General features: G+C 63.2%; 23 protein-coding genes and 1 pseudogene. 12 read left to right on the top strand and 12 right to left on the bottom strand.

Translation table 11 applies throughout. The annotated features are described in order from the left end of the window. Positions 1–56 precede the first annotated feature (56 nt). Complete coding sequence (gene trxA / locus NCS03_RS11405) at positions 57–905, top strand: thioredoxin (RefSeq protein ID WP_175980465.1); 849 nt, start codon at positions 57–59, stop codon at positions 903–905. A 64-nt stretch (positions 906–969) separates the two neighbouring features. Here the strand turns inward: trxA and NCS03_RS11410 are convergent, their stop codons facing one another. Next, positions 970–1,815, bottom strand: coding sequence for a tRNA threonylcarbamoyladenosine dehydratase (locus NCS03_RS11410; RefSeq protein ID WP_250529177.1), 846 nt, complete (start codon positions 1,813–1,815; stop codon positions 970–972). Positions 1,816–2,101: 286 nt separating this feature from the next. Here NCS03_RS11410 and pdxH point away from each other — a divergent pair, with 286 nt between their 5' ends. Next, entirely contained in the window at positions 2,102–2,743 is a 642-nt protein-coding gene (gene pdxH, locus NCS03_RS11415; protein ID WP_250529178.1) for a pyridoxamine 5'-phosphate oxidase, read from the top strand. 101 nt (positions 2,744–2,844) lie between these two features. Then, positions 2,845–4,059: a class I SAM-dependent methyltransferase gene (locus tag NCS03_RS11420; protein WP_250529179.1), complete on the top strand. Its 1,215-nt coding sequence runs from the start codon at positions 2,845–2,847 to the stop codon at positions 4,057–4,059. Between the two features lie 60 nt (positions 4,060–4,119). Here the strand turns inward: NCS03_RS11420 and NCS03_RS11425 are convergent, their stop codons facing one another. Continuing rightward, complete coding sequence (locus NCS03_RS11425) at positions 4,120–4,551, bottom strand: DUF29 domain-containing protein (protein ID WP_250529180.1); 432 nt, start codon at positions 4,549–4,551, stop codon at positions 4,120–4,122. 127 nt (positions 4,552–4,678) lie between these two features. Here NCS03_RS11425 and NCS03_RS11430 point away from each other — a divergent pair, with 127 nt between their 5' ends. Beyond that, entirely contained in the window at positions 4,679–5,788 is a 1,110-nt protein-coding gene (locus NCS03_RS11430; protein WP_250529181.1) for a DUF72 domain-containing protein, read from the top strand. A 14-nt stretch (positions 5,789–5,802) separates the two neighbouring features. On the opposite strand, the gene msrA is transcribed toward NCS03_RS11430, so the two are convergent. Next, complete coding sequence (gene msrA / locus NCS03_RS11435) at positions 5,803–6,351, bottom strand: peptide-methionine (S)-S-oxide reductase MsrA (protein ID WP_008342768.1); 549 nt, start codon at positions 6,349–6,351, stop codon at positions 5,803–5,805. A gap of 323 nt (positions 6,352–6,674) precedes the next feature. On the opposite strand from msrA, the gene NCS03_RS11440 reads away from it, so the two are divergent. Further along, positions 6,675–7,187, top strand: coding sequence for a flavin reductase family protein (locus NCS03_RS11440; RefSeq protein WP_239295111.1), 513 nt, complete (start codon positions 6,675–6,677; stop codon positions 7,185–7,187). A 1-nt stretch (position 7,188) separates the two neighbouring features. Here the strand turns inward: NCS03_RS11440 and NCS03_RS11445 are convergent, their stop codons facing one another. Beyond that, positions 7,189–7,692, bottom strand: a complete 504-nt coding sequence (locus tag NCS03_RS11445; RefSeq protein WP_008342772.1) for an Lrp/AsnC family transcriptional regulator — start codon at positions 7,690–7,692, stop codon at positions 7,189–7,191. A gap of 133 nt (positions 7,693–7,825) precedes the next feature. Between NCS03_RS11445 and kynB the strand changes: the two genes are divergently transcribed. Genes kynB through kynA form a run of 3 tightly spaced genes read left to right on the top strand, consistent with a single transcriptional unit; the run spans position 7,826 to position 10,618 of the window. Continuing rightward, positions 7,826–8,452: an arylformamidase gene (kynB, locus tag NCS03_RS11450; RefSeq protein WP_034471554.1), complete on the top strand. Its 627-nt coding sequence runs from the start codon at positions 7,826–7,828 to the stop codon at positions 8,450–8,452. A gap of 26 nt (positions 8,453–8,478) precedes the next feature. Beyond that, positions 8,479–9,729: a kynureninase gene (kynU, locus tag NCS03_RS11455; RefSeq protein ID WP_250529182.1), complete on the top strand. Its 1,251-nt coding sequence runs from the start codon at positions 8,479–8,481 to the stop codon at positions 9,727–9,729. A 13-nt stretch (positions 9,730–9,742) separates the two neighbouring features. Next, positions 9,743–10,618, top strand: coding sequence for a tryptophan 2,3-dioxygenase (kynA, locus tag NCS03_RS11460; protein ID WP_250529183.1), 876 nt, complete (start codon positions 9,743–9,745; stop codon positions 10,616–10,618). A 4-nt stretch (positions 10,619–10,622) separates the two neighbouring features. Here the strand turns inward: kynA and NCS03_RS11465 are convergent, their stop codons facing one another. Continuing rightward, positions 10,623–11,411, bottom strand: a complete 789-nt coding sequence (locus tag NCS03_RS11465; RefSeq protein WP_008342778.1) for an IclR family transcriptional regulator — start codon at positions 11,409–11,411, stop codon at positions 10,623–10,625. Positions 11,412–11,544: 133 nt separating this feature from the next. Between NCS03_RS11465 and NCS03_RS11470 the strand changes: the two genes are divergently transcribed. The 4 genes from NCS03_RS11470 (at position 11,545) to NCS03_RS11485 (ending at position 14,425) form a co-directional block, all read left to right on the top strand. Beyond that, entirely contained in the window at positions 11,545–12,735 is a 1,191-nt protein-coding gene (locus tag NCS03_RS11470) for an acyl-CoA dehydrogenase (RefSeq protein WP_250529184.1), read from the top strand. 296 nt (positions 12,736–13,031) lie between these two features. After that, positions 13,032–13,334 carry an ElaB/YgaM/YqjD family protein gene (locus NCS03_RS11475; protein WP_008342781.1) on the top strand — a complete coding sequence of 101 codons (303 nt, stop codon included), beginning with the start codon at positions 13,032–13,034 and terminating at the stop codon, positions 13,332–13,334. A 182-nt stretch (positions 13,335–13,516) separates the two neighbouring features. Continuing rightward, positions 13,517–13,897: a phage holin family protein gene (locus NCS03_RS11480; RefSeq protein ID WP_034471543.1), complete on the top strand. Its 381-nt coding sequence runs from the start codon at positions 13,517–13,519 to the stop codon at positions 13,895–13,897. A gap of 21 nt (positions 13,898–13,918) precedes the next feature. Beyond that, entirely contained in the window at positions 13,919–14,425 is a 507-nt protein-coding gene (locus NCS03_RS11485; protein WP_008342783.1) for a DUF3318 domain-containing protein, read from the top strand. 8 nt (positions 14,426–14,433) lie between these two features. On the opposite strand, the gene NCS03_RS11490 is transcribed toward NCS03_RS11485, so the two are convergent. The 7 genes and pseudogenes from NCS03_RS11490 to glyA form a co-directional block, all read right to left on the bottom strand. Beyond that, positions 14,434–14,886 carry a type IV pilin protein gene (locus NCS03_RS11490; RefSeq protein ID WP_239295115.1) on the bottom strand — a complete coding sequence of 151 codons (453 nt, stop codon included), beginning with the start codon at positions 14,884–14,886 and terminating at the stop codon, positions 14,434–14,436. 8 nt (positions 14,887–14,894) lie between these two features. Next, entirely contained in the window at positions 14,895–15,374 is a 480-nt protein-coding gene (locus NCS03_RS11495; RefSeq protein WP_250529185.1) for a pilus assembly PilX family protein, read from the bottom strand. Then, positions 15,371–16,159: a PilW family protein gene (locus NCS03_RS11500; protein WP_250529186.1), complete on the bottom strand. Its 789-nt coding sequence runs from the start codon at positions 16,157–16,159 to the stop codon at positions 15,371–15,373. Before NCS03_RS11500 ends, NCS03_RS11495 begins: the two co-directional genes overlap by 4 nt. Then, a complete protein-coding gene (locus tag NCS03_RS11505; RefSeq protein WP_051996481.1) occupies positions 16,156–16,539 on the bottom strand; it encodes a type IV pilus modification PilV family protein in 384 nt (127 codons plus the stop codon). The genes NCS03_RS11500 and NCS03_RS11505 overlap by 4 nt, the downstream gene beginning before the upstream one ends. Further along, on the bottom strand, positions 16,536–17,084 hold the full coding sequence (locus NCS03_RS11510; RefSeq protein WP_239295117.1) for a GspH/FimT family pseudopilin: 549 nt from the start codon (positions 17,082–17,084) through the stop codon (positions 16,536–16,538). Before NCS03_RS11510 ends, NCS03_RS11505 begins: the two co-directional genes overlap by 4 nt. Positions 17,085–17,243: 159 nt before the next feature. Then, positions 17,244–17,726 carry a transcriptional regulator NrdR gene (nrdR, locus tag NCS03_RS11515; RefSeq protein WP_250496991.1) on the bottom strand — a complete coding sequence of 161 codons (483 nt, stop codon included), beginning with the start codon at positions 17,724–17,726 and terminating at the stop codon, positions 17,244–17,246. A gap of 18 nt (positions 17,727–17,744) precedes the next feature. Next, a pseudogene (gene glyA / locus NCS03_RS11520) lies at positions 17,745–17,930 on the bottom strand (serine hydroxymethyltransferase); the annotation flags it as partial.

Genomic DNA, 17,930 nt, shown 5'->3' on the forward strand with positions numbered 1-17,930 from the left:
CCGGCTGTGTCGTCCCCACGTAATCGGGATCGACCGAAAGCATTAGGAGAAAACGCATGGATACGACCCTCGCCACATTCGAGAAAGATGTCATCAACGCGTCGATGCTCGCGCCCGTGCTCGTCGATTTCTGGGCGCCCTGGTGCGGCCCGTGCAAGACGCTCGGCCCGATGCTCGAGAAGCTCGAAGTCGAAGCGGCGGGCGCCTGGAATCTCGTCAAGGTGAACGTCGACGAGAATCAGGAACTCGCCGCGCATTTCCAGGTGCGCAGCATTCCGCACGTCATTGCGTTCGCGGAAGGACGGCCGGTCGATCAGTTCATCGGCGTGCTGCCGGAAGGCCAGTTGCGCGAGTTCATCGACCGTCTCGTGCCCGCCGGCGCCGATGCCGAGCGCCGCGCCGCGCAGAGCGCGTGGGCCGCGGGCGATCGCCAGCTCGCGATCGACACCATCAAGGCCGCGCTCGCGCTCGATCCCGGTTACGAGGACGCGCGTCTCGATCTGATCGAATGGCTGATTGCGGAACGCCGCATCGACGAAGCGAAGGAAGAGGACAAGCTGTTGTCGCCGAAGACGACGCAAGGCATCGACGCGCGCTACAACGCGTTGAAGACCGAGCTCGACGCCGCCGATGCAGCCGCCGATCTGCCGCCCGCCGACGCGCTCATCGACGCCGTGAACGCGAATCCAGACGATCTCGATGCGCGCTTCGCCCTGGCCAATCGGCTGATCGCGGGCCGCGATTACGCTGGCGCGCTGGAACATCTGCTTGCGATCGTCGTGCGCGACCGCGCCTTCATGGACGACGTCGGCCGCAAGACGATGCTGTCGGTGTTCGAACTCGCCGCGAATCAGCCGGATCTCGTTTCGCAGTGGCGGCGCAAGTTAAGCGCGGCGATCAACTGATCGTCGATCGATCGCCGGCTTTGGATGAAAAAATGGCCAGCTATCGAAGCTGGCCATTTTCGTTTCAGGCGGCGCGCTTCGCCAATTCGCGCAAGACATGCGCGGCCGCCGCGAAGCCGAAGCTCGCCGTCACGCACACGCTCGAACCGAAGCCCGCGCAATTCAGCCCGACGGGCCCCGCGTAATTCGCGCCGGTTTCGAGATGTTCGGCGCCTTCGCTGATGTCGCACGCGGGCGCTTCGGGATAGATCAGCGGCTCGTCCGAATACACCGCGCTCACCTTGAATCGCGCCTTCGGTCCGCGCGGAAAACCGTGCAGCTTGCGCAACTGGCCGCGCACTTTCGAGAGCAGCGGATCCTGAATCGTGAGCGCGAGATCGTCGATGCGAATGCGCGTCGGATCGAGCTGCCCGCCCGCGCCGCCGACCGTGATGAGCGCCTGCTTGCGCGCCACGCACCACGCGATGAGCGCCGTTTTCGTACGCACGCTGTCGATCGCGTCGATCACATAGTCGAAACCGCCGCCGAGCGTTTCATCGAAATTGCCCGGCTCCACGAAGTCTTCGATCTGCCGCACGTCGCACGCCGGATCGATCAGTTTGATGCGCTCGGCCATCGCCGTGACTTTCGCCTTGCCGTAGTTGCCGTCGAGCGCGTGAATCTGACGATTCGTATTGCTTTCGGCGACGTTATCGAGATCGATCAGCGTAAGCCGGCCGACAGCACTGCGCGCAAGCGCCTCGGCAACCCACGAACCCACGCCGCCGATGCCGATCACGGCGACATGCGCCCGCTCGAACGCGGCGAGCGCAGGCGCGCCGTAGAGGCGCATGATGCCGCCGAAGCGCCGGTCGCGATCCGCGAGTTCGTGGACGCTGGGCGTCGCAGTGGTTTCGGATGAAGCGTTCATGTCGTGCGGATGGATGAAATCGGATGCATTGAAAGCAAACTAAAAGCTGCCGAAATGCACCGCACGTTGTGCGGCGTCAAGCAACGCTTACAGACGGCTATCGAGTTCGCGAACGTGGTAGTTCGATCATGCAAAATGCGGTCGAATTGCGTATTCTGCCTTATCGAAACCATGAACGTGATAGCCGCGACTGCCGCGCTCCCGGCACGCGGTGCGGGCATGGGTAATCAGGGCAAGATCGTTTCACCTTGGCTATACTGACGCGACTGTAGCGCTTGCATAAAAAATGACGACCCTCGCAGACCTTCGCAAAAACTATTCGCGCGGCGCGCTCGATGTATCCGACGTCGACCCGAATCCGATAAGCCAGTTTCAAACCTGGTTCACCCAGGCGCTCGATGCGAAGCTGCCCGAACCGAATGCGATGACGCTTGCGACCGTCGATGACCAGGGCCGTCCGTCCGCGCGCATCGTGCTCATCAAGGGCGTCGACGAACGCGGATTTGTTTTTTTTACCAATTACGATAGCCGCAAGGGCCGCGAACTCGCCGCGAATCCGGCCGCGAGCCTGCTGTTCCACTGGATCGAGCTCGAGCGTCAGGTGCGCATCGAGGGCCGCGTCGAAAAGGCGAGCGATGAGGAGAGCGATGTGTATTACGCGTCGCGTCCGCTCGGCTCGCGCATCGGCGCGTGGGCATCGGATCAGAGTCAGCCGCTCGAAAGCCGCGAGGCGCTGGAAGCGCGCGAGCGCGAGATGATCGCGAAGTACGGCGACGCGCCGCCGCGCCCGCCGCACTGGGGCGGATATCGCCTCGTGCCGGACACCGTCGAATTCTGGCAGGGACGCCCGTCGCGCCTGCACGACCGCATCGTGTACACGCGGGACGGCGCGGGCGGTCCGTGGCAAATCATGAGACTCGCGCCGTAAGTCAATAAAACGCGGGCATTGGCAGCAACCGAGATCGCAACGGCAACGAACATGAAGGCGCGAGCCTTCACCTTGATTTTCTTTAGCGCGGAGAAACAAGCATGTTCTGGGAGAAGAAGCTGACGCAGTGGGTTGAGGAAGTGCGCGCGCGGGCCAATTTGCCCGCGCGTCTCGTGCTATGGGATGGCCAGCAGCACGATTTCGGCCAGTTCGCCGCGCCTCAGGTGACGTTGCACGTAAAGAGCGCGACCGCGCTGCCCTATCTGCTCGAACCGAGTCTCGACAATCTCGGCGAAGCCTATGTGAAGGGCAAGATCGACATCGAAGGCAAGCTGTCCGACATCATCAACATCGGCTACTCGCTCGCGAAAAGCACGGTGACGAGCGCGAGCAAGCTCGCCCGCGTGCGACGCTACTTCAATCATTCGAAGACGTCGGACAAGAAAGCCATTCAGTACCACTACGATGTGTCGAACGAGTTTTATCAGCTCTGGCTCGACAAGAACATGGTGTATTCCTGCGCCTACTTCGAGAATGGCGACGAAGACATCGACACCGCGCAGTTGAAGAAGATCGACCACATTCTCACGAAGATCCAGTTGCAGCCGGGCCAGCGCCTGCTCGATATCGGCTGCGGCTGGGGCGCGCTCGTGATCCGCGCGGCGCAGAAGTTCGGCGCGAATTGCGTCGGCGTCACGCTTTCGGAGAATCAGTTCAAGCTCGCGAGCGAGCGCGTGAAAGCCGCGGGCCTCGCCGACCGGATCGAAATTCGCCTTCAAGACTATCGCGATATTCCGGGGCAGTTCGACCGCATCACGAGCGTCGGGATGTTCGAGCACGTCGGACGCAAGAATCTGCCGGAATACTTCTCGAGGATTCGCGATCTGCTTGTCGATGACGGCGTCGCGATGAACCACGGCATCACGTCTTCCGATGCCGACAGCGGCGAGACATCGCTCGGCGGCGGCGAGTTCATCGACAAGTATGTGTTTCCGGACGGCGAACTGCCGCACATCAGCCTCGCGCTAGAATGCATGCAGCGCGGCGGGCTGGAGGCGATCGACGTCGAAAGCCTGCGGCGGCATTACGCGCGCACGCTCGACATCTGGGCCGAGCGGTTCGAGGCCAACGCGGAGCAAGCGAAGAAGCTCGTCGACGATGAGCATTTCCGCATCTGGCGCGTGTATCTCGCGGGCTGCGCGTATGCGTTCGAGAACGACGACGTGTCGATCTATCAGGTGATCTGCCGCAAGGCGGGACGCAGCGCGACGACGCTGCCGTGGTCGCGGCGGTATATCTATGAGAAGGCGCTCTGAGACAGGTGCTGATGATTCAAGCAGGCGCAGCGCTTTCCGGTGCCGCGCCTGTTTTTTCGACTATCCGGGCAAGAATTCGCCGTCCATGATCTGCTCGATCGACCAGGGACAGCTTTCCGGAAAATCTTCCAGACCGGCTTCGTTCGAGGCTGCCACGACCGCTTTTTCCCATACGAACGCGAACCACTCCGAATCGCTGAACTTGCCTTTCAAGCTCGGCGCTTCATCGAGCACCAGGGCCACGTCCTTGCGTTGCACTGCGATCGTGCGCCTCCAGCTATTGCGACGCCGCCCTGGCTGATACTGCCATTCGAGCAAATGGGCTAACAACACAGTGAGACGACTCACCAGTTCTCGCTGTTCACTCTTACCCACGTCCTCGATCTCCTCCGCGATATGCTCGATGTCCAGAGCCGAGAGCTGCCCCGAGCGCAGCAATGCCGCTTGCTCTTTCGCCCAGAGCACGACGTCCTGTTCGTAGCGCGTTCCCATCTCATACTCCTGTCTCATCCCGGATTCCCTGCCCGGACACTCGGATATTCTATCCGCTACACTGCGACTTCTTTCGCGCATCGTCGCTCAAGTCGCATCGATTCTTCTGAATTTCGGCTTGCCACTCATGAACACTCACAACCGTGTGAACAACGAAGCCGAACCTCGAAAGCACGAAGTCACCATCACGACGGATCAAGAGTTGGATCTTTTCGGCGAGTCCGCGCCAGCTTCTATCGAAGCAGCCAAACCGCCGAGACAACCCAAACCGCGCGGCGTCCTTCCCGCGCCCTTGCAACCCGAACTCGAAGCCCTCGCGAAGCGTCTTCCGGACGCGATCCATCTCGGCACATCGACGTGGTCGTTTCCCGGCTGGCGCGGCATCGTTTATGGCGATGACTACTCGAACACCAAACTCTCCCGCGACGGCCTCACCGCTTATGGCGCGCATCCGCTCCTGAAGAGCGTCTCCATCGACCGGTCGTTTTACGCGCCGCTGTCGCTCGCCGATTACGCGCGTCACGCCTCGCAAGTGCCCGCGCATTTCCGCTTCATCGTGAAAGCGCCCGCATCCGTCACCGATGCCTTCATCCGCGGCGAGCGCGGCACGCCGGACGCGGAAAATCCCGCGTTCCTGAATGCCCAGATCGCCATCGACGAGTTCGTGACGCCGTGCATCGGCGGTCTCGGCGAAAAAGCGGGCGCGCTCGTGTTCCAGTTCTCGCCGCTGCCCGACGCGATGATCGTCGAGCCGGCGCGCTTCATCGAGCGGCTGTCGGCGTTTCTGCAAACGCTGCCGCCGCTCGAAGGCGACGCGTGCTACGCCGTCGAGATCCGCGACGCCGCGATGCTCACGCCGCGCTTTATCCGCGCATTGCGTGACGCGAACGTGCGGTATTGCATCGGCGTTCATGCGCGCATGCCGGACGTGCGCCGTCAGGCGAAAGCGCTCGCGCTGCTCGATGAAGAAAAAATGGGACCGCTCATCGTGCGCTGGAGTCTGCACAGCGGCTTCAAATACGAGCAGGCGAAAGCGAAGTACGAGCCGTTCGACAAGATCGTCGACGAAGACCTCGACACGCGCCAAGCGCTCGCCGAACTGGCCGCGCGATATGCGATCGCGGGCCAGCCGGTCGTGATCGCGGCGAACAACAAGGCGGAAGGCTCCGCGCCGCTGACCTGCTTCGAACTCGCGCGCGGCATCGCGCAGGAATGCGAACGCGCGCGGATCGACTAGCGGCTAGACGCGCATCACGCCTTCAGGCGATGCACGAACTTCTTGCGAAACTTCGCGACCTTCGGCCCGACGACCGCCGCGCAATAACCCTGATTCGGATGCTGCGCGAAGTAGTTCTGGTGATACGCCTCGGCCGGATAGTAATCGTCGTCGAGCGGCACGACTTGCGTGACGATCTTGCCGCCGTAGACATCCTCGCGCTGCAACTCGTCGATGACTTCGAGCGCCGTCTTGCGCTGTTCGTCCGAATGCGTGAAAACGGCCGAGCGATACTGCGTGCCCACATCGTTGCCTTGTCGGTTGAGCTGCGTCGGATCGTGCGTCGCGAAGAAGATCTCGAGCACTTCGCGATACGTGATGACCGACGGATCGAACACGACCTTCACCACTTCCGCGTGACCGGTGTCGCCGCTGCAAACCTGCTCGTACGACGGATTCACCACCTTGCCGCCCGCATAGCCCGATTCGACCGACTCCACGCCCTGCACCGCGAGAAACACGGCTTCGGTGCACCAGAAACATCCGCCGCCGAGTGTCGCGGTCTCAAGTCCGGGTTGAGTCATAAGGCAAGCTCCTCATCAAGTGCATGCGGCCACGCCGCGGATCACGCATATGGATGCGTCCGGCCGGTTATTCAATCGCCCGGGCGCGATGAATCGAGCTTACTGGGTTTGCGCACGCCGCGCAGAAAGCCCTCGTGCGGCAGAGAACTTGCTGCCGCAGTACGGTCATTCGACGGCCGGCGGCAGCCGATTCCGATAGAATCGACACAAATCTCCAGCTTTTACATGGCTTCTGAAAAGGTTCTTCCGACTGAAGCGCGACGCGCGGCCGGCTCGGTAGCACACGACACACTCGACCGCCCATTTGCCTGCCGATCTGCCGAATGACACGCGCCAAAACCCCGAATTTCGATCCGACCGCGTTTCGCGCCGCGCTCGGCCAGTTTGCGACCGGCGTCACGGTCATCACGACGCGCACCGAATCCGGCCAGTTGATCGGTATCACCGCGAGTTCGTTCAACTCGGTGTCGCTGAATCCGCCGCTCGTGCTGTGGAGTCTCGCGACGAAATCGGCGTCGATGCCGGTGTTCCGCGCCAATAGCCACTACGTGGTGAATGTGCTCGCGGCGTCGCAGATCGACCTGTGCAAGCGCTTCGCGACCGTCAAGGGCGACCGCTTCGCGGGCGTCTCGCACGCCGCCGGCGATACCGGCATGCCCGTGCTCGACGGCGCGCTCGCGTGGTTCGAATGCCACAATCGCAGCCGCTACGACGAAGGCGATCACGTGATCTTCGTCGGCGAAGTGGAGCGATGCGGCGTGCGCGAAGACGCAAGCGACGTCGCGCCGCTCGTCTTCCAGGCGGGCGCTTTTCACACGCTCGGACCGCTCGAATAACTTACGCCGTGTGGCCGCGCCCCGGCTGCTCGATCAGCGCGACCGGCACGCCCGCGTCGTCCTTCATCGTCTGCAACACGATGTTCGAGCGAATGTCGATCACGCCAGGCGCCTTGTAGAGCTTCGAGAGAATGAAGTCGGAGTAGTGTTTGAGGTTATGCGCAAGCACGCGCAGCACGTAATGCGTGTCGCCCGTGACGACGAACGCGCCGACCACTTCGGGCCATTCGCGCACGGCCGCGGCGAACTTCTCGTGCCAATTTTCCTGGTCATTGCGCATCGAAACGTGGACGAACGCCTCCAGTTCGATGCCAAGCCGCTCGCGGTCGAGGCACGCGCGATAGCTCGCGATCACCCCTTCCTCTTCCAGCAGCCGCATTCGGCGCAGACACGCCGACGGCGAGAGCGAGATGCGCTCCGCCAGGTCCAGGTTACTGATCCGTCCATCTTCCTGCAGTACCGCCAGAATTCGGCAATCCGTTGCATCGAGCGTGAATCCGGTCATTTTTGAGTCCCCTAGCCCGTTTCATCGAATTATGTTCTAAGCGCGACAGTTTTGGGTGGTTATTTCGCAAGCACTTTTCGAGATGACACGACTATGATTTGACGCATCTCCACGCTTTCTGCTAGGGCGCGTCATGACGCTTCTGGACATTTCTCCACCGATCAATCCCGCCACGCCCGTCTGGCCGGGCGATACGCCGGTCGGCATCGAGCGCGTGTGGCGCATGGAGGCGGGCTCGCCCGTCAACGTCGCGCGGCTTACGCTTTCGCCGCACACCGGCTCTCATGCCGATGCCCCGCTTCACTACGACGAACACGGCGCGCCGATCGGCGAAGTCGCGCTCGACACGTACATCGGTGCGTGCCGCGTCGTGCACTGCATCGGCGCGTCGCCGCTCGTGACGCCCGAGCACGTCGCCGCGCATCTCGCCGACTGTCCGCCGCGCGTTTTGTTGCGCACCTACACGAACGCGCCGCTCGACGCGTGGGACAGCGCGTTCGCCGCCGTCGCGCCCGAAACCATCGACTTGCTGGCAGAAAAAGGCGTGAAACTCATCGGCATCGATACGCCGTCGCTCGATCCGCAAGACTCGAAGACGATGGATGCCCACAAGCGCATCCGCGCGCACGGCATGGCGATTCTCGAAGGCCTCGTGCTCGATGCCGCCGCGCCCGGCGATTTTGAACTGATCGCCCTGCCGCTCAAATTCTCGACGCTCGACGCGAGTCCCGTTCGCGCCGTCCTGCGTCCGCTTTCCTGATGATCTTCAAATTTATGGACTTTTCGATGAAACATCGTGACGAAGCCGCGGCGCTCGACCGCGACGATCCGCTCGGCGCGCTGCGCGACCAGTTCGCGCTCGCCGACGGCGTGATCTATCTCGACGGCAACTCGCTCGGCGTGCCGCCCAAGGCCGCCGCCGCGCGCGCCGCCGATGTGATCGGCGCCGAATGGGGCGAAGGCCTGATCCGCAGCTGGAACACGGCCGGCTGGTTCGCGCTGCCCAAGCGCCTCGGCAACAAGCTGGCGCCGCTGATCGGCGCGGGCGAGGACGAAGTCGTCGTCACCGATACGATTTCGGCGAATCTTTTCAAGATCCTGTCGGCCGCGCTCAAGCTCGCGAACGAGCGCGATCCGAAGCGGCGCGTGATCGTCTCCGAACGTTCGAACTTTCCGACCGATCTGTACATCGCGCAGGGCTTGATCGAGCAACTGGATCGCGGCTACGAGCTGCGTCTCGCCGATGACCCTTCCGAATTGCCGACGGCGATTGACGAAAACACCGCCATCGCGATGATTACGCACGTCAACTATCGCACCGGCTACATGCACGACATGGCCGCGCTCACGCAGACGATTCATCGCGCGGGCGCGCTCGCGGTCTGGGATCTCGCGCATTCGGCGGGCGCGGTGCCGGTCGATCTGAACGGTGTGGGCGCGGATTACGCCGTTGGCTGCACGTACAAGTATTTGAACGGCGGGCCGGGTTCGCCCGCGTTCGTCTGGGTGCCGAAGCGCCATCAGAACGCGTTTTCGCAGCCGCTTTCCGGCTGGTGGGGGCACAAGAAGCCGTTCGAAATGAACCCGGTGTATCGGCCGGACGAAGGCATCGGCCGTTTTCTTTGCGGCACGCAGCCGATCGTGTCGATGTCGCTCGTCGAATGCGGGCTCGATGTTTTCCTGCAAACCGACATGCAGGCTCTGCGTCGCAAATCGCTGGCGCTTTCGGACTTGTTTATCAAGCTCGTCGAGGAACGTTGCGGCGACTTTCCGCTGTCGCTCGCGACGCCGCGCGATCACGCGCAACGCGGCTCGCAGGCGAGCTTCGAGCATCCGAACGGCTATGAAGTGATGCAGGCGCTGATCGCGCGCGGCGTGATCGGCGATTATCGCGAACCGCGCATCTTGCGCTTCGGCTTCACGCCGCTCTATACACGTTTCGTCGATGTATGGGACGCCGTCGAAATCCTGCGCGACGTGCTCGCGACCGAAAGCTGGCGCGCGCCCGAGTTCGCCGAGCGCGCATCGGTGACTTGAGAGGAACGTCGACATGAGCACTACACAAGGCTGCCCTTTCGGCCACGGCGCGCAGAACGCGACGCAAGAAAAAGGCTGGCACGACGCTAAGCTCGATTTCTCCGATTCGATGAGCTACGGCGATTACCTCGGCCTCGATTCGATCCTCAACGCGCAGCATCCGCTCTCGCCGGATCACAACGAGATGCTGTTCATCGTGCAGCATCAGACGAGCGAGCTGTGGATGAAGCTCGCGCTATACGAACTGCGCGCGGCGCTCGCGGCGGTGCATCGCGATGAATTGCCGCCCGCGTTCAAAATGCTCGCGCGGGTGTCGCGCATCTTCGAGCAGCTGGTGCAGGCGTGGAACGTCCTCGCGACGATGACGCCCTCCGAATACACCGCGATGCGCCCGTATCTCGGACAGTCGTCGGGCTTTCAGTCGCATCAATATCGGCAGATCGAGTTCATGCTCGGCAACAAGAACGAGCAGATGCTGAAGCCGCACGCGCATCGGCCGGAGATTCTCGCGCAGGTCCGCGAAACGCTCGAGGCGCCCTCTTTCTATGACGAAGTGATCCGCCTGCTCGCGCGACGCGGCTTCGCGATCGATCCGGCGCGCCTGAACCGCGACTGGACGCAGCCGACGACGCACGATCCGTCTGTCGAAGCGGCGTGGCTCCCGGTGTATCGCGATCCGTCGCAACACTGGGATTTGTACGAGATGGCCGAGGAACTCGTCGATCTCGAAGACGCGTTCCGGCAGTGGCGCTTCCGGCATGTGACGACGGTGGAGCGCATCATCGGTTTCAAGGGCGGCACGGGCGGCACGGCGGGCGCGTCGTATCTGCGCAAGATGCTCGATGTCGTGCTGTTCCCGGAGCTTTGGCACGTCCGAACGGTGCTCTGAGTCGTTACGCGAGACGCGCGGCAAGCGCCTTCAGCTTCGGGCCGATCGTCTCGCGGAAATACGCTTCGCCCATCGATGACGCCGGCCCGCTGCTCGACAGCACGAGCCAGCGTCCGTTGCGCAGATCGCGGACCGGCGCGGCGATGGCGTTCACATCGTCGTGCCACTCGCGAAACGAGTAGCAGCAGCCGTCGCGCGCGAAATCCTCGATCGAGCGGCGGGCCGCTTCGACCTTCTCTTCGCCTTCGTTCCTGCCGAGTTCCTCAAACAGAGCTTCGCGCGCCGCGTCGTCCTGCACGGCGAGATAGGCGCGGCCCATCGAACTCGTGAGCATCGACAGACGCGAGCCGGGCGCGAGGCCGAGCGTCAGCGCCGTCTCGCTGCGGATGGTTTCCAGGTAGATCATGTCGAGCCCGTCGCGGCAGCCGAGCGACACCGCCGCGCCGATCTCCCGCGCCAGCGCGCGCATGTGCGGACGCGCGAGTTCGAGCGTGTCCGCGCCCGCGAGCAGCGTGAAGCCAAGCGACAGCACGCCGGTATCGAGCGCGTATTTGCCCGCGGGTTCGTCGAAACGCAGATAGCCGAGCGTCGTCAGCGTGTAGGCGAGACGATTGACCGTCGCCTTCGGCAATCCCGTGCGGTCGACGAAATCGCGATTGCCGAGCAGCGTCTCGCCGGGACGAAACGCGCGCAGCAGGTCGAGCCCGCGAGCGAGCGCGACGACGAACTTGCGCTCGTCGACATCCTCCGACGAGATGAGGCGCCCGGAATTTCGATTGGAATCTGTCGACATCGGGTGATAGACTCGAAGCTGATCTGCAAAACATTGTTCCGCTTAGCGGAACTCACGTCAAGCGCCACGCGCTTCGGCCGATCACGCGAGCCGGTCGGCGCACGGCGCTTCACGATGAAATCAGGAGATGCACATGGCCGACGCCGCCCGTTTCAACTGGGAAGATCCGCTCTTGCTGGATGAGCAACTGACCGAAGACGAACGCATGGTGCGCGACGCCGCGCGCGCGTACGCGCAGGACAAGCTGCAGCCGCGCGTCATGCAGGCGTTTCGCGAGGAGAAGACCGATCCGGCGATCTTCCGCGAAATGGGCGAACTGGGTCTGCTCGGACCGACGATTCCCGAACAGTACGGCGGCCCGGGCCTGAACTACGTTTGCTACGGGCTGATCGCGCGTGAAGTGGAGCGCGTGGATTCGGGTTATCGCTCGATGATGTCGGTGCAGTCATCGCTCGTGATGGTGCCGATCAACACGTTCGGCAGCGACGCGCAAAAGGAAAAGTATCTGCCGAAGCTCGCGCGCGGCGAGTGGATCGGCTGCTTCGGTCTCACCGAGCCGAACGCGGGTTCCGATCCGGCCAGCATGACGACGCGCGCGAAGAAAGTGCAGAACGGTTTCTCGCTGTCGGGCACGAAGATGTGGATCTCGAACTCGCCGATCGCGGACGTGTTCGTCGTCTGGGCGAAGCTGGAGGAAGACGGGCGCGACGAGATCCGCGGCTTTATCCTCGAGAAAGGCTGGAAGGGTCTGTCGGCGCCGGCGATTCACGGCAAGGTCGGCTTGCGCGCGTCGATCACCGGCGAGATCGTGATGGACGAAGTATTCGTCCCCGAAGAGAACATGCTGCCGAACGTGCGCGGCCTCAAAGGTCCGTTCACTTGCCTCAACTCGGCGCGCTACGGCATTTCCTGGGGCGCGCTCGGCGCGGCCGAAGCGTGCTGGCACACGGCGCGACAGTACACGCTCGATCGCAAGCAATTCGGTCGGCCGCTTGCCGCGAATCAACTGATTCAGAAAAAGCTCGCCGACATGCAGACTGAAATCACGCTCGGACTGCAGGGCGTGCTGCGCCTCGGCCGCATGAAGGACGAAGGCACGGCGGCCGTCGAGATCACGTCGATCATGAAGCGCAATTCGTGCGGCAAGGCGCTCGACATCGCCCGGCTCGCGCGCGACATGCTCGGCGGCAACGGCATCTCCGATGAATTCGGTGTCGCGCGTCATCTCGTGAACCTCGAAGTGGTGAACACGTACGAAGGCACGCACGATATTCACGCGTTGATTCTCGGACGCGCCCAAACCGGAATTCAGGCGTTTTTCTAAACAAGCTTCATTCACAATTGAAAAGGGCTGGCGCATGTTGCGCCAGCCCTTTTTGTTTTCACGCGTGCATTTGCGCATCGGCGTGTGTAACTTTCGATCTACGCCTGAAACTTTTACGGGCCAGATCGTATCAATTCGAAACGATGTCGATGAAATCACGAGGCGTCGGCGGTCGCGCACGGCCCGATGCGACTGGAACGGAAACTGCGACATTCAGCGCGGCAGGGCGCACGTCTCCTCGTCAGCGATCCCATCTTTGGTTACGATTCGCGTAACCTCACCGATTGGAGCCTTTAATGTCAGAAATCAACAAGGAGCGATTCATGTCGGATATCAAATCAGTACTCGCTGACGCCGAAGATCTCTTGAAGCAAGCAGCTACCGCCACTGGCGAACGCGCCTCCGAACTGCGCGAGACCGCACTCACCCGTCTCAAGCAAGCCAAGGAAAAAGCCGCCGACGCGCAAGTCGTCGTGATCGAGCGAGGCAAGAAGGCCGCCCGCGCCACCGACGATTACGTGCACGAGCATCCGTGGGCGTCCATTGGGATCGCGGCTGGCATCGGCATGGTGATCGGACTTCTGATCAACCGGAAGTAAAGCACCCGTCTTCGATTCAATGGCCCGCAGATTGCTAATCAGCTTTCTGTCGCGGTCCCCGCTGGACTGAACCGCGAGCGCCTCGCCCGGGCGCGCGGTTCGACACTCGCACCGGCCGGCTGCCTCGAGCGCCGACCGGACCCACAAACAGCGGCACCAAACGCGCCTCTCGCATTCAAGCCATGACGACAGAACGGCCAACGCAGCAATCGTCTCCCGGACCGTTGCGACGAATTCTGAGCTCCGCCTTCGCCATCTTCGAGACGCGCCTTGAACTCATCGGCATCGAGCTTCAGGAAGAAAAGGAGCGGCTCATCGGCGTGCTTTTCCTCGGGCTCGCCGCCATGATGCTCGCGATGATGGCGCTCATCTCCCTGACGGTGCTCATCGCCATCTTCTTCTGGGACACGTATCGCTGGCAGGCGCTCGGCGGCATCACCCTTCTGTACGCGCTGATCGCGGTCGGATGCGGCCTGCGTGCGCGCAGCAATCTGCGCGATGCGCCGAACATGTTCGACGACACGCTCGCCGAATTCCGCAAGGACCGCGATACCTTCCGTTGATTCCCGCGCCCAAATCAAGCCATGAGCCAACACGACGACACCTTCAAGCCTCCCAAGCGCGGCAAGATGCAGAAGCTGCGCACGCCGCACATGCGCGCGCTGCGCAAGGAACTGCTGATCGCCCGCGCGGATGTCGAGCGCATGGAGCTGCGGCAAGCCACCTATGATCTGCGCACGTCGGTCACGCATTTCAGCGTGCTGCGCTTCCTGATGCCTGGCAGCGGCGGCTCGCGCCGCTGGGGCAAGCGCGGCCGCGGCGGCTCGGCGGGCGGCATTGGCGGCATGCTCGCTTCGCTGCTCGGCTCGGGCAATGTCGGCTTGCTGTTCAAGCAGTATCCGGTCATCGGATCGCTCGCCTCGCTCGTACTCACCAAGCCGGTGCGGACGAAGCTGTTGCACAGCGCGAAGCCGGTGCTCAAATGGGGCGGTCTCGCGCTCGCCGGATGGGAAGGCTGGCGCATCTACACGCAGATGAAGAACGCCGCGCCCGAAACCTCCAACGACGCCGTCGATCCGACCGTTTTCTGACGCCCGCATCAACTCTTCCCCGCCCAGCATGACGCCGACTGTGCCGCATCGAGCGGCGTGGTCGCGTCAGGCGGGCGATTCCAGCGCAGCCCGGTGGCGTCGATGACGAACACGCCGCAGACATCGTCCTGCATCGCGCCCGCCGCGACCGGCACGGCTTCGATCGCATAACCGCCGTTCGTCGGCGTTTCCGGCAGCACGGCCACGCTGTACACGGCCGCCCCGCTCGACGGCGCGCGATCGAGCCCGGAAGCGAGCGCGATCACCTCGCCGCTTTCCGATGTTTGCGCAAGACGCGCGGTTTCCACGAACTGAACCGCGCGCAGCAAGGCCGACGCGGCGTCGAGCCGATGCGCCTTCACCACGTGCGCCCGATACGCCGGGATCGAGAAAGTCGCGATGATCGCGGCAACGCCCAGCGCGATCATCAGTTCAAGCAGACTGAAGCCCTTTTCGTTCATATCGATCCTCAAAACGGCCTGGCGACGACGCGCCGCCAATATTGGGTGCTCACGCCATCGGCGATATCGATCCTAAGTTGCAGCCAAGCCTCGGAATCGGCATTCGCGCCGAAGCCCCGCGCGGTAATCAAATACGACGCGTTGGCCCGCGATTCGATCAGGCATTGCGGGGCGCGGCGCGCGTACGGCCACGAAGCGAACGGCGCGATCGCGGCAGCGGACGGTCCGTCGAACGAGGATTTCGCGCGCCATCGCGACGGCTCGTCCTTCGAACTCGGCGTTGGCAACGCGAGGGAAAGCATTCGGCTGCATCGGATCAACGCGCTGTCCGCGGCATGAAACGCGTGGACGCGCTCGCGCGTCGCGACGGTCGCGCGCGCCGCTACGAGCGACGTTTGCAGCCATGCGGCAGCCGTGATCAACATCATCGCGGCGAGGATCAGCACGATCGGCAACGTGCTTGCGCGTGTCAGCGAACGTCGCATCATTGCGCGCCTCCGGACGGCGACGCCACCGAATTCCGTATCGCGACGCGCCGCCAGAAGACCTGGCGAACGCGGCCGTCCTCGACGGTTACGGGCAAGCCGTTGCAATCCACATAGTTCGCTTTCCGCTTGGCCTGTGCGATGAAACCGCGCACGACGATGCATACGTCCGCAGCATGGACATCGCGCCAGCGTTCGCGCGCGATAGCCGAAGCATCCGATGCGGACGGCGCCCCCGCGAGCCAATACATCACCCGCATTCGCTCGATGCCTTCGACGATCGGCTGCGCCTGTCTGCCGCCGCCTTCGCAGTACAACTCGGGCTCTCCGGTGGAACTGCTCGGCTTTGCGTAGAACCGGTTCGTGGCGATGGCGTCGGAGACCGCCTGGCCGAGGCAATCGGTCGGCGCCCCCGCGGTCGACGGCCAGGTCGAGACGGCGTCGGCTGAATAGCGAACCTGCAGGCCGTCCGAATGGCTTGCGAGCGATTCGCACGATGCGGTTGTATCCGCTCCAATCACGCGGCCTTGCGCGCAACCGAACATCGACGCATCGACCGGCGATTCCACGCTCGATGCGAATCCGGCCATCTGGATCAGCTGGGCGAGCATTTCCAAAGCGCTGGACGCGGCGTCGTGAATGCGCGCGGCATCGGCGGCGCGGTCGAAAGCGGCGCGCTGCCCGCGATAGAGCGACAGCGAAGCGGTCACGATCAGCATGCCGAGCGCGAGCGCAATCGTCATTTCCAGCAGCGTATGGCCGCGCGATGAGAGCAAGCGCGGAGTCATCGCGCAAACGCCACGGCGATGCACGACGTGAGCGGCTTAGCCTGCGGTTCGGGGCACGGCTCGGAGCGGTCTTGCGCGCGCCAGCTCACGGTCGCGATGCGCACGCCATCGGCGCGATCGGATATTGCCACGTCGCCCGCAGGCAGCATCGACGCCGCTCTCCCCTGCCATTGCGACACGATCGCCGCGCGGTCCGCATCGCTGCGAATGCCTTCCGCGACGGAATCTGCGATCATCGCGGCCCGTTCGTGCAGCAACGCCGCGCGTTCGCCGCGCGCGAGCGCGCTTTGCGTCGCGATGAGTCCGAGCGCGGTCACGGCCATCAGCGTAAGCGCGATCATCACTTCGATCAGCGAATCTCCACGTTGAACGTCTTTCATGCCGACGCTCCGCAGCCGCCTGAAGTCATGCGCGCCCGGCCGCCTGCCGCGAGCCGTATGCATCGACGTGACGACGGATTCGCGGCGGAATCGGCGCCGCGCGGACCGAATTCGAAGCTGCGGAATCCGCCGATCACCTGCCCCGAAGGCGGCGTGAACGAAAGCTCGGTCAATGTCCCGGCGATGGAAACCGATGTCATCGCCGGCTGCATGCGCAAAAGCGTCGAAACACCGTCGCGCTCGACGAACAAGCCCCATCCGCACGACCAGTCGGTGACACCGCTTTCGCAGCTTCGGCCCGATGCGAGGCAATGACGAGACGCATCGATCCTGCAAAGCGTGACGCGTGCACCGCGCCGCACGGCTTCGGCGCGCGCAAGCGACAGCGTGGAAAAGAGCGCGCGCGCCCGTGCATCGACTTGATCGCGCGTCTGCCACGCGACGAACGAAGGCGCGGCGAACGTCGCGAGGATCGCCATGACGGCGAGCACCACGCATAGTTCGACGAGCGTGAAACCTTGATTTGATGCGGGAATCGTCTGCATGCCTTATCGATCGAATCGAGCCGAAAAGCTCAATCTAGCGATAAGTCAGGCGCGCCGCCATTAGCCGAATGGCCGAGTGTTCGCGTTCTCCGATACCGGGCAGACTGCGCGAGCGAATGTCAGGAAACGAGGCTTGGGAAGGAAACGATGCGGAAAAGATCAGCGCTTGCGCGAACTCGACTTCTTCGGAGCGGTGCGCCGGAATTCATCGAGCACGTCTTCGAATTCGGAGACGTCTTCGAAACGCTTGTAGACGGAGGCGAAACGCACGTAAGCGATGGTATCGAGCTGTCGCAGCTCGCTCATGACGAGCTCGCCGAGACGCTCGCTCTGCACTTCGCGCTCGCCGCTGCCGAGCAACTGATACTCGATGCGCGACGCGGCGGCATCGATCGCATCGGCGGCGACCGGGCGCTTTCGCAGCGCAAGCTGCATGCTCGCGACGATCTTGCGTCGATCGAACTCGGTGCGGCTGCCGTCTTTCTTGACGACGCTCGGCAGCGCCAGTTCGACGCGTTCATACGTGGTGAAACGCTTGTCGCACGCGGGACAGCGCCGCCGCCGCCGAATGGCCGCGCCATCCTCCGACACGCGAGAATCCACGACCTGGGTATCTTCGTGTCGGCAAAATGGGCAGCGCATCGGCGGTGTGCTCGCGAATTAACGGTAGACCGGGAAACGCTTGGTCAGATCGGCCACTTGCGCGCGCACGCGCTCGAGGTTCGCCTGGTCTTCCGGATTGTCGAGCACGTCGGCGATCAGGTTGCCCACGATCTCCGCTTCCTTCGTGCCGAAGCCGCGCGTGGTCATCGCGGGCGAGCCGAGGCGCACGCCGCTCGTGACGAA

Origin of the sequence: Caballeronia sp. ATUFL_F1_KS4A (genome assembly GCF_023630905.1) — a bacterium.
In the GTDB taxonomy this organism is placed as follows: Bacteria; Pseudomonadota; Gammaproteobacteria; order Burkholderiales; family Burkholderiaceae; genus Caballeronia; species Caballeronia zhejiangensis.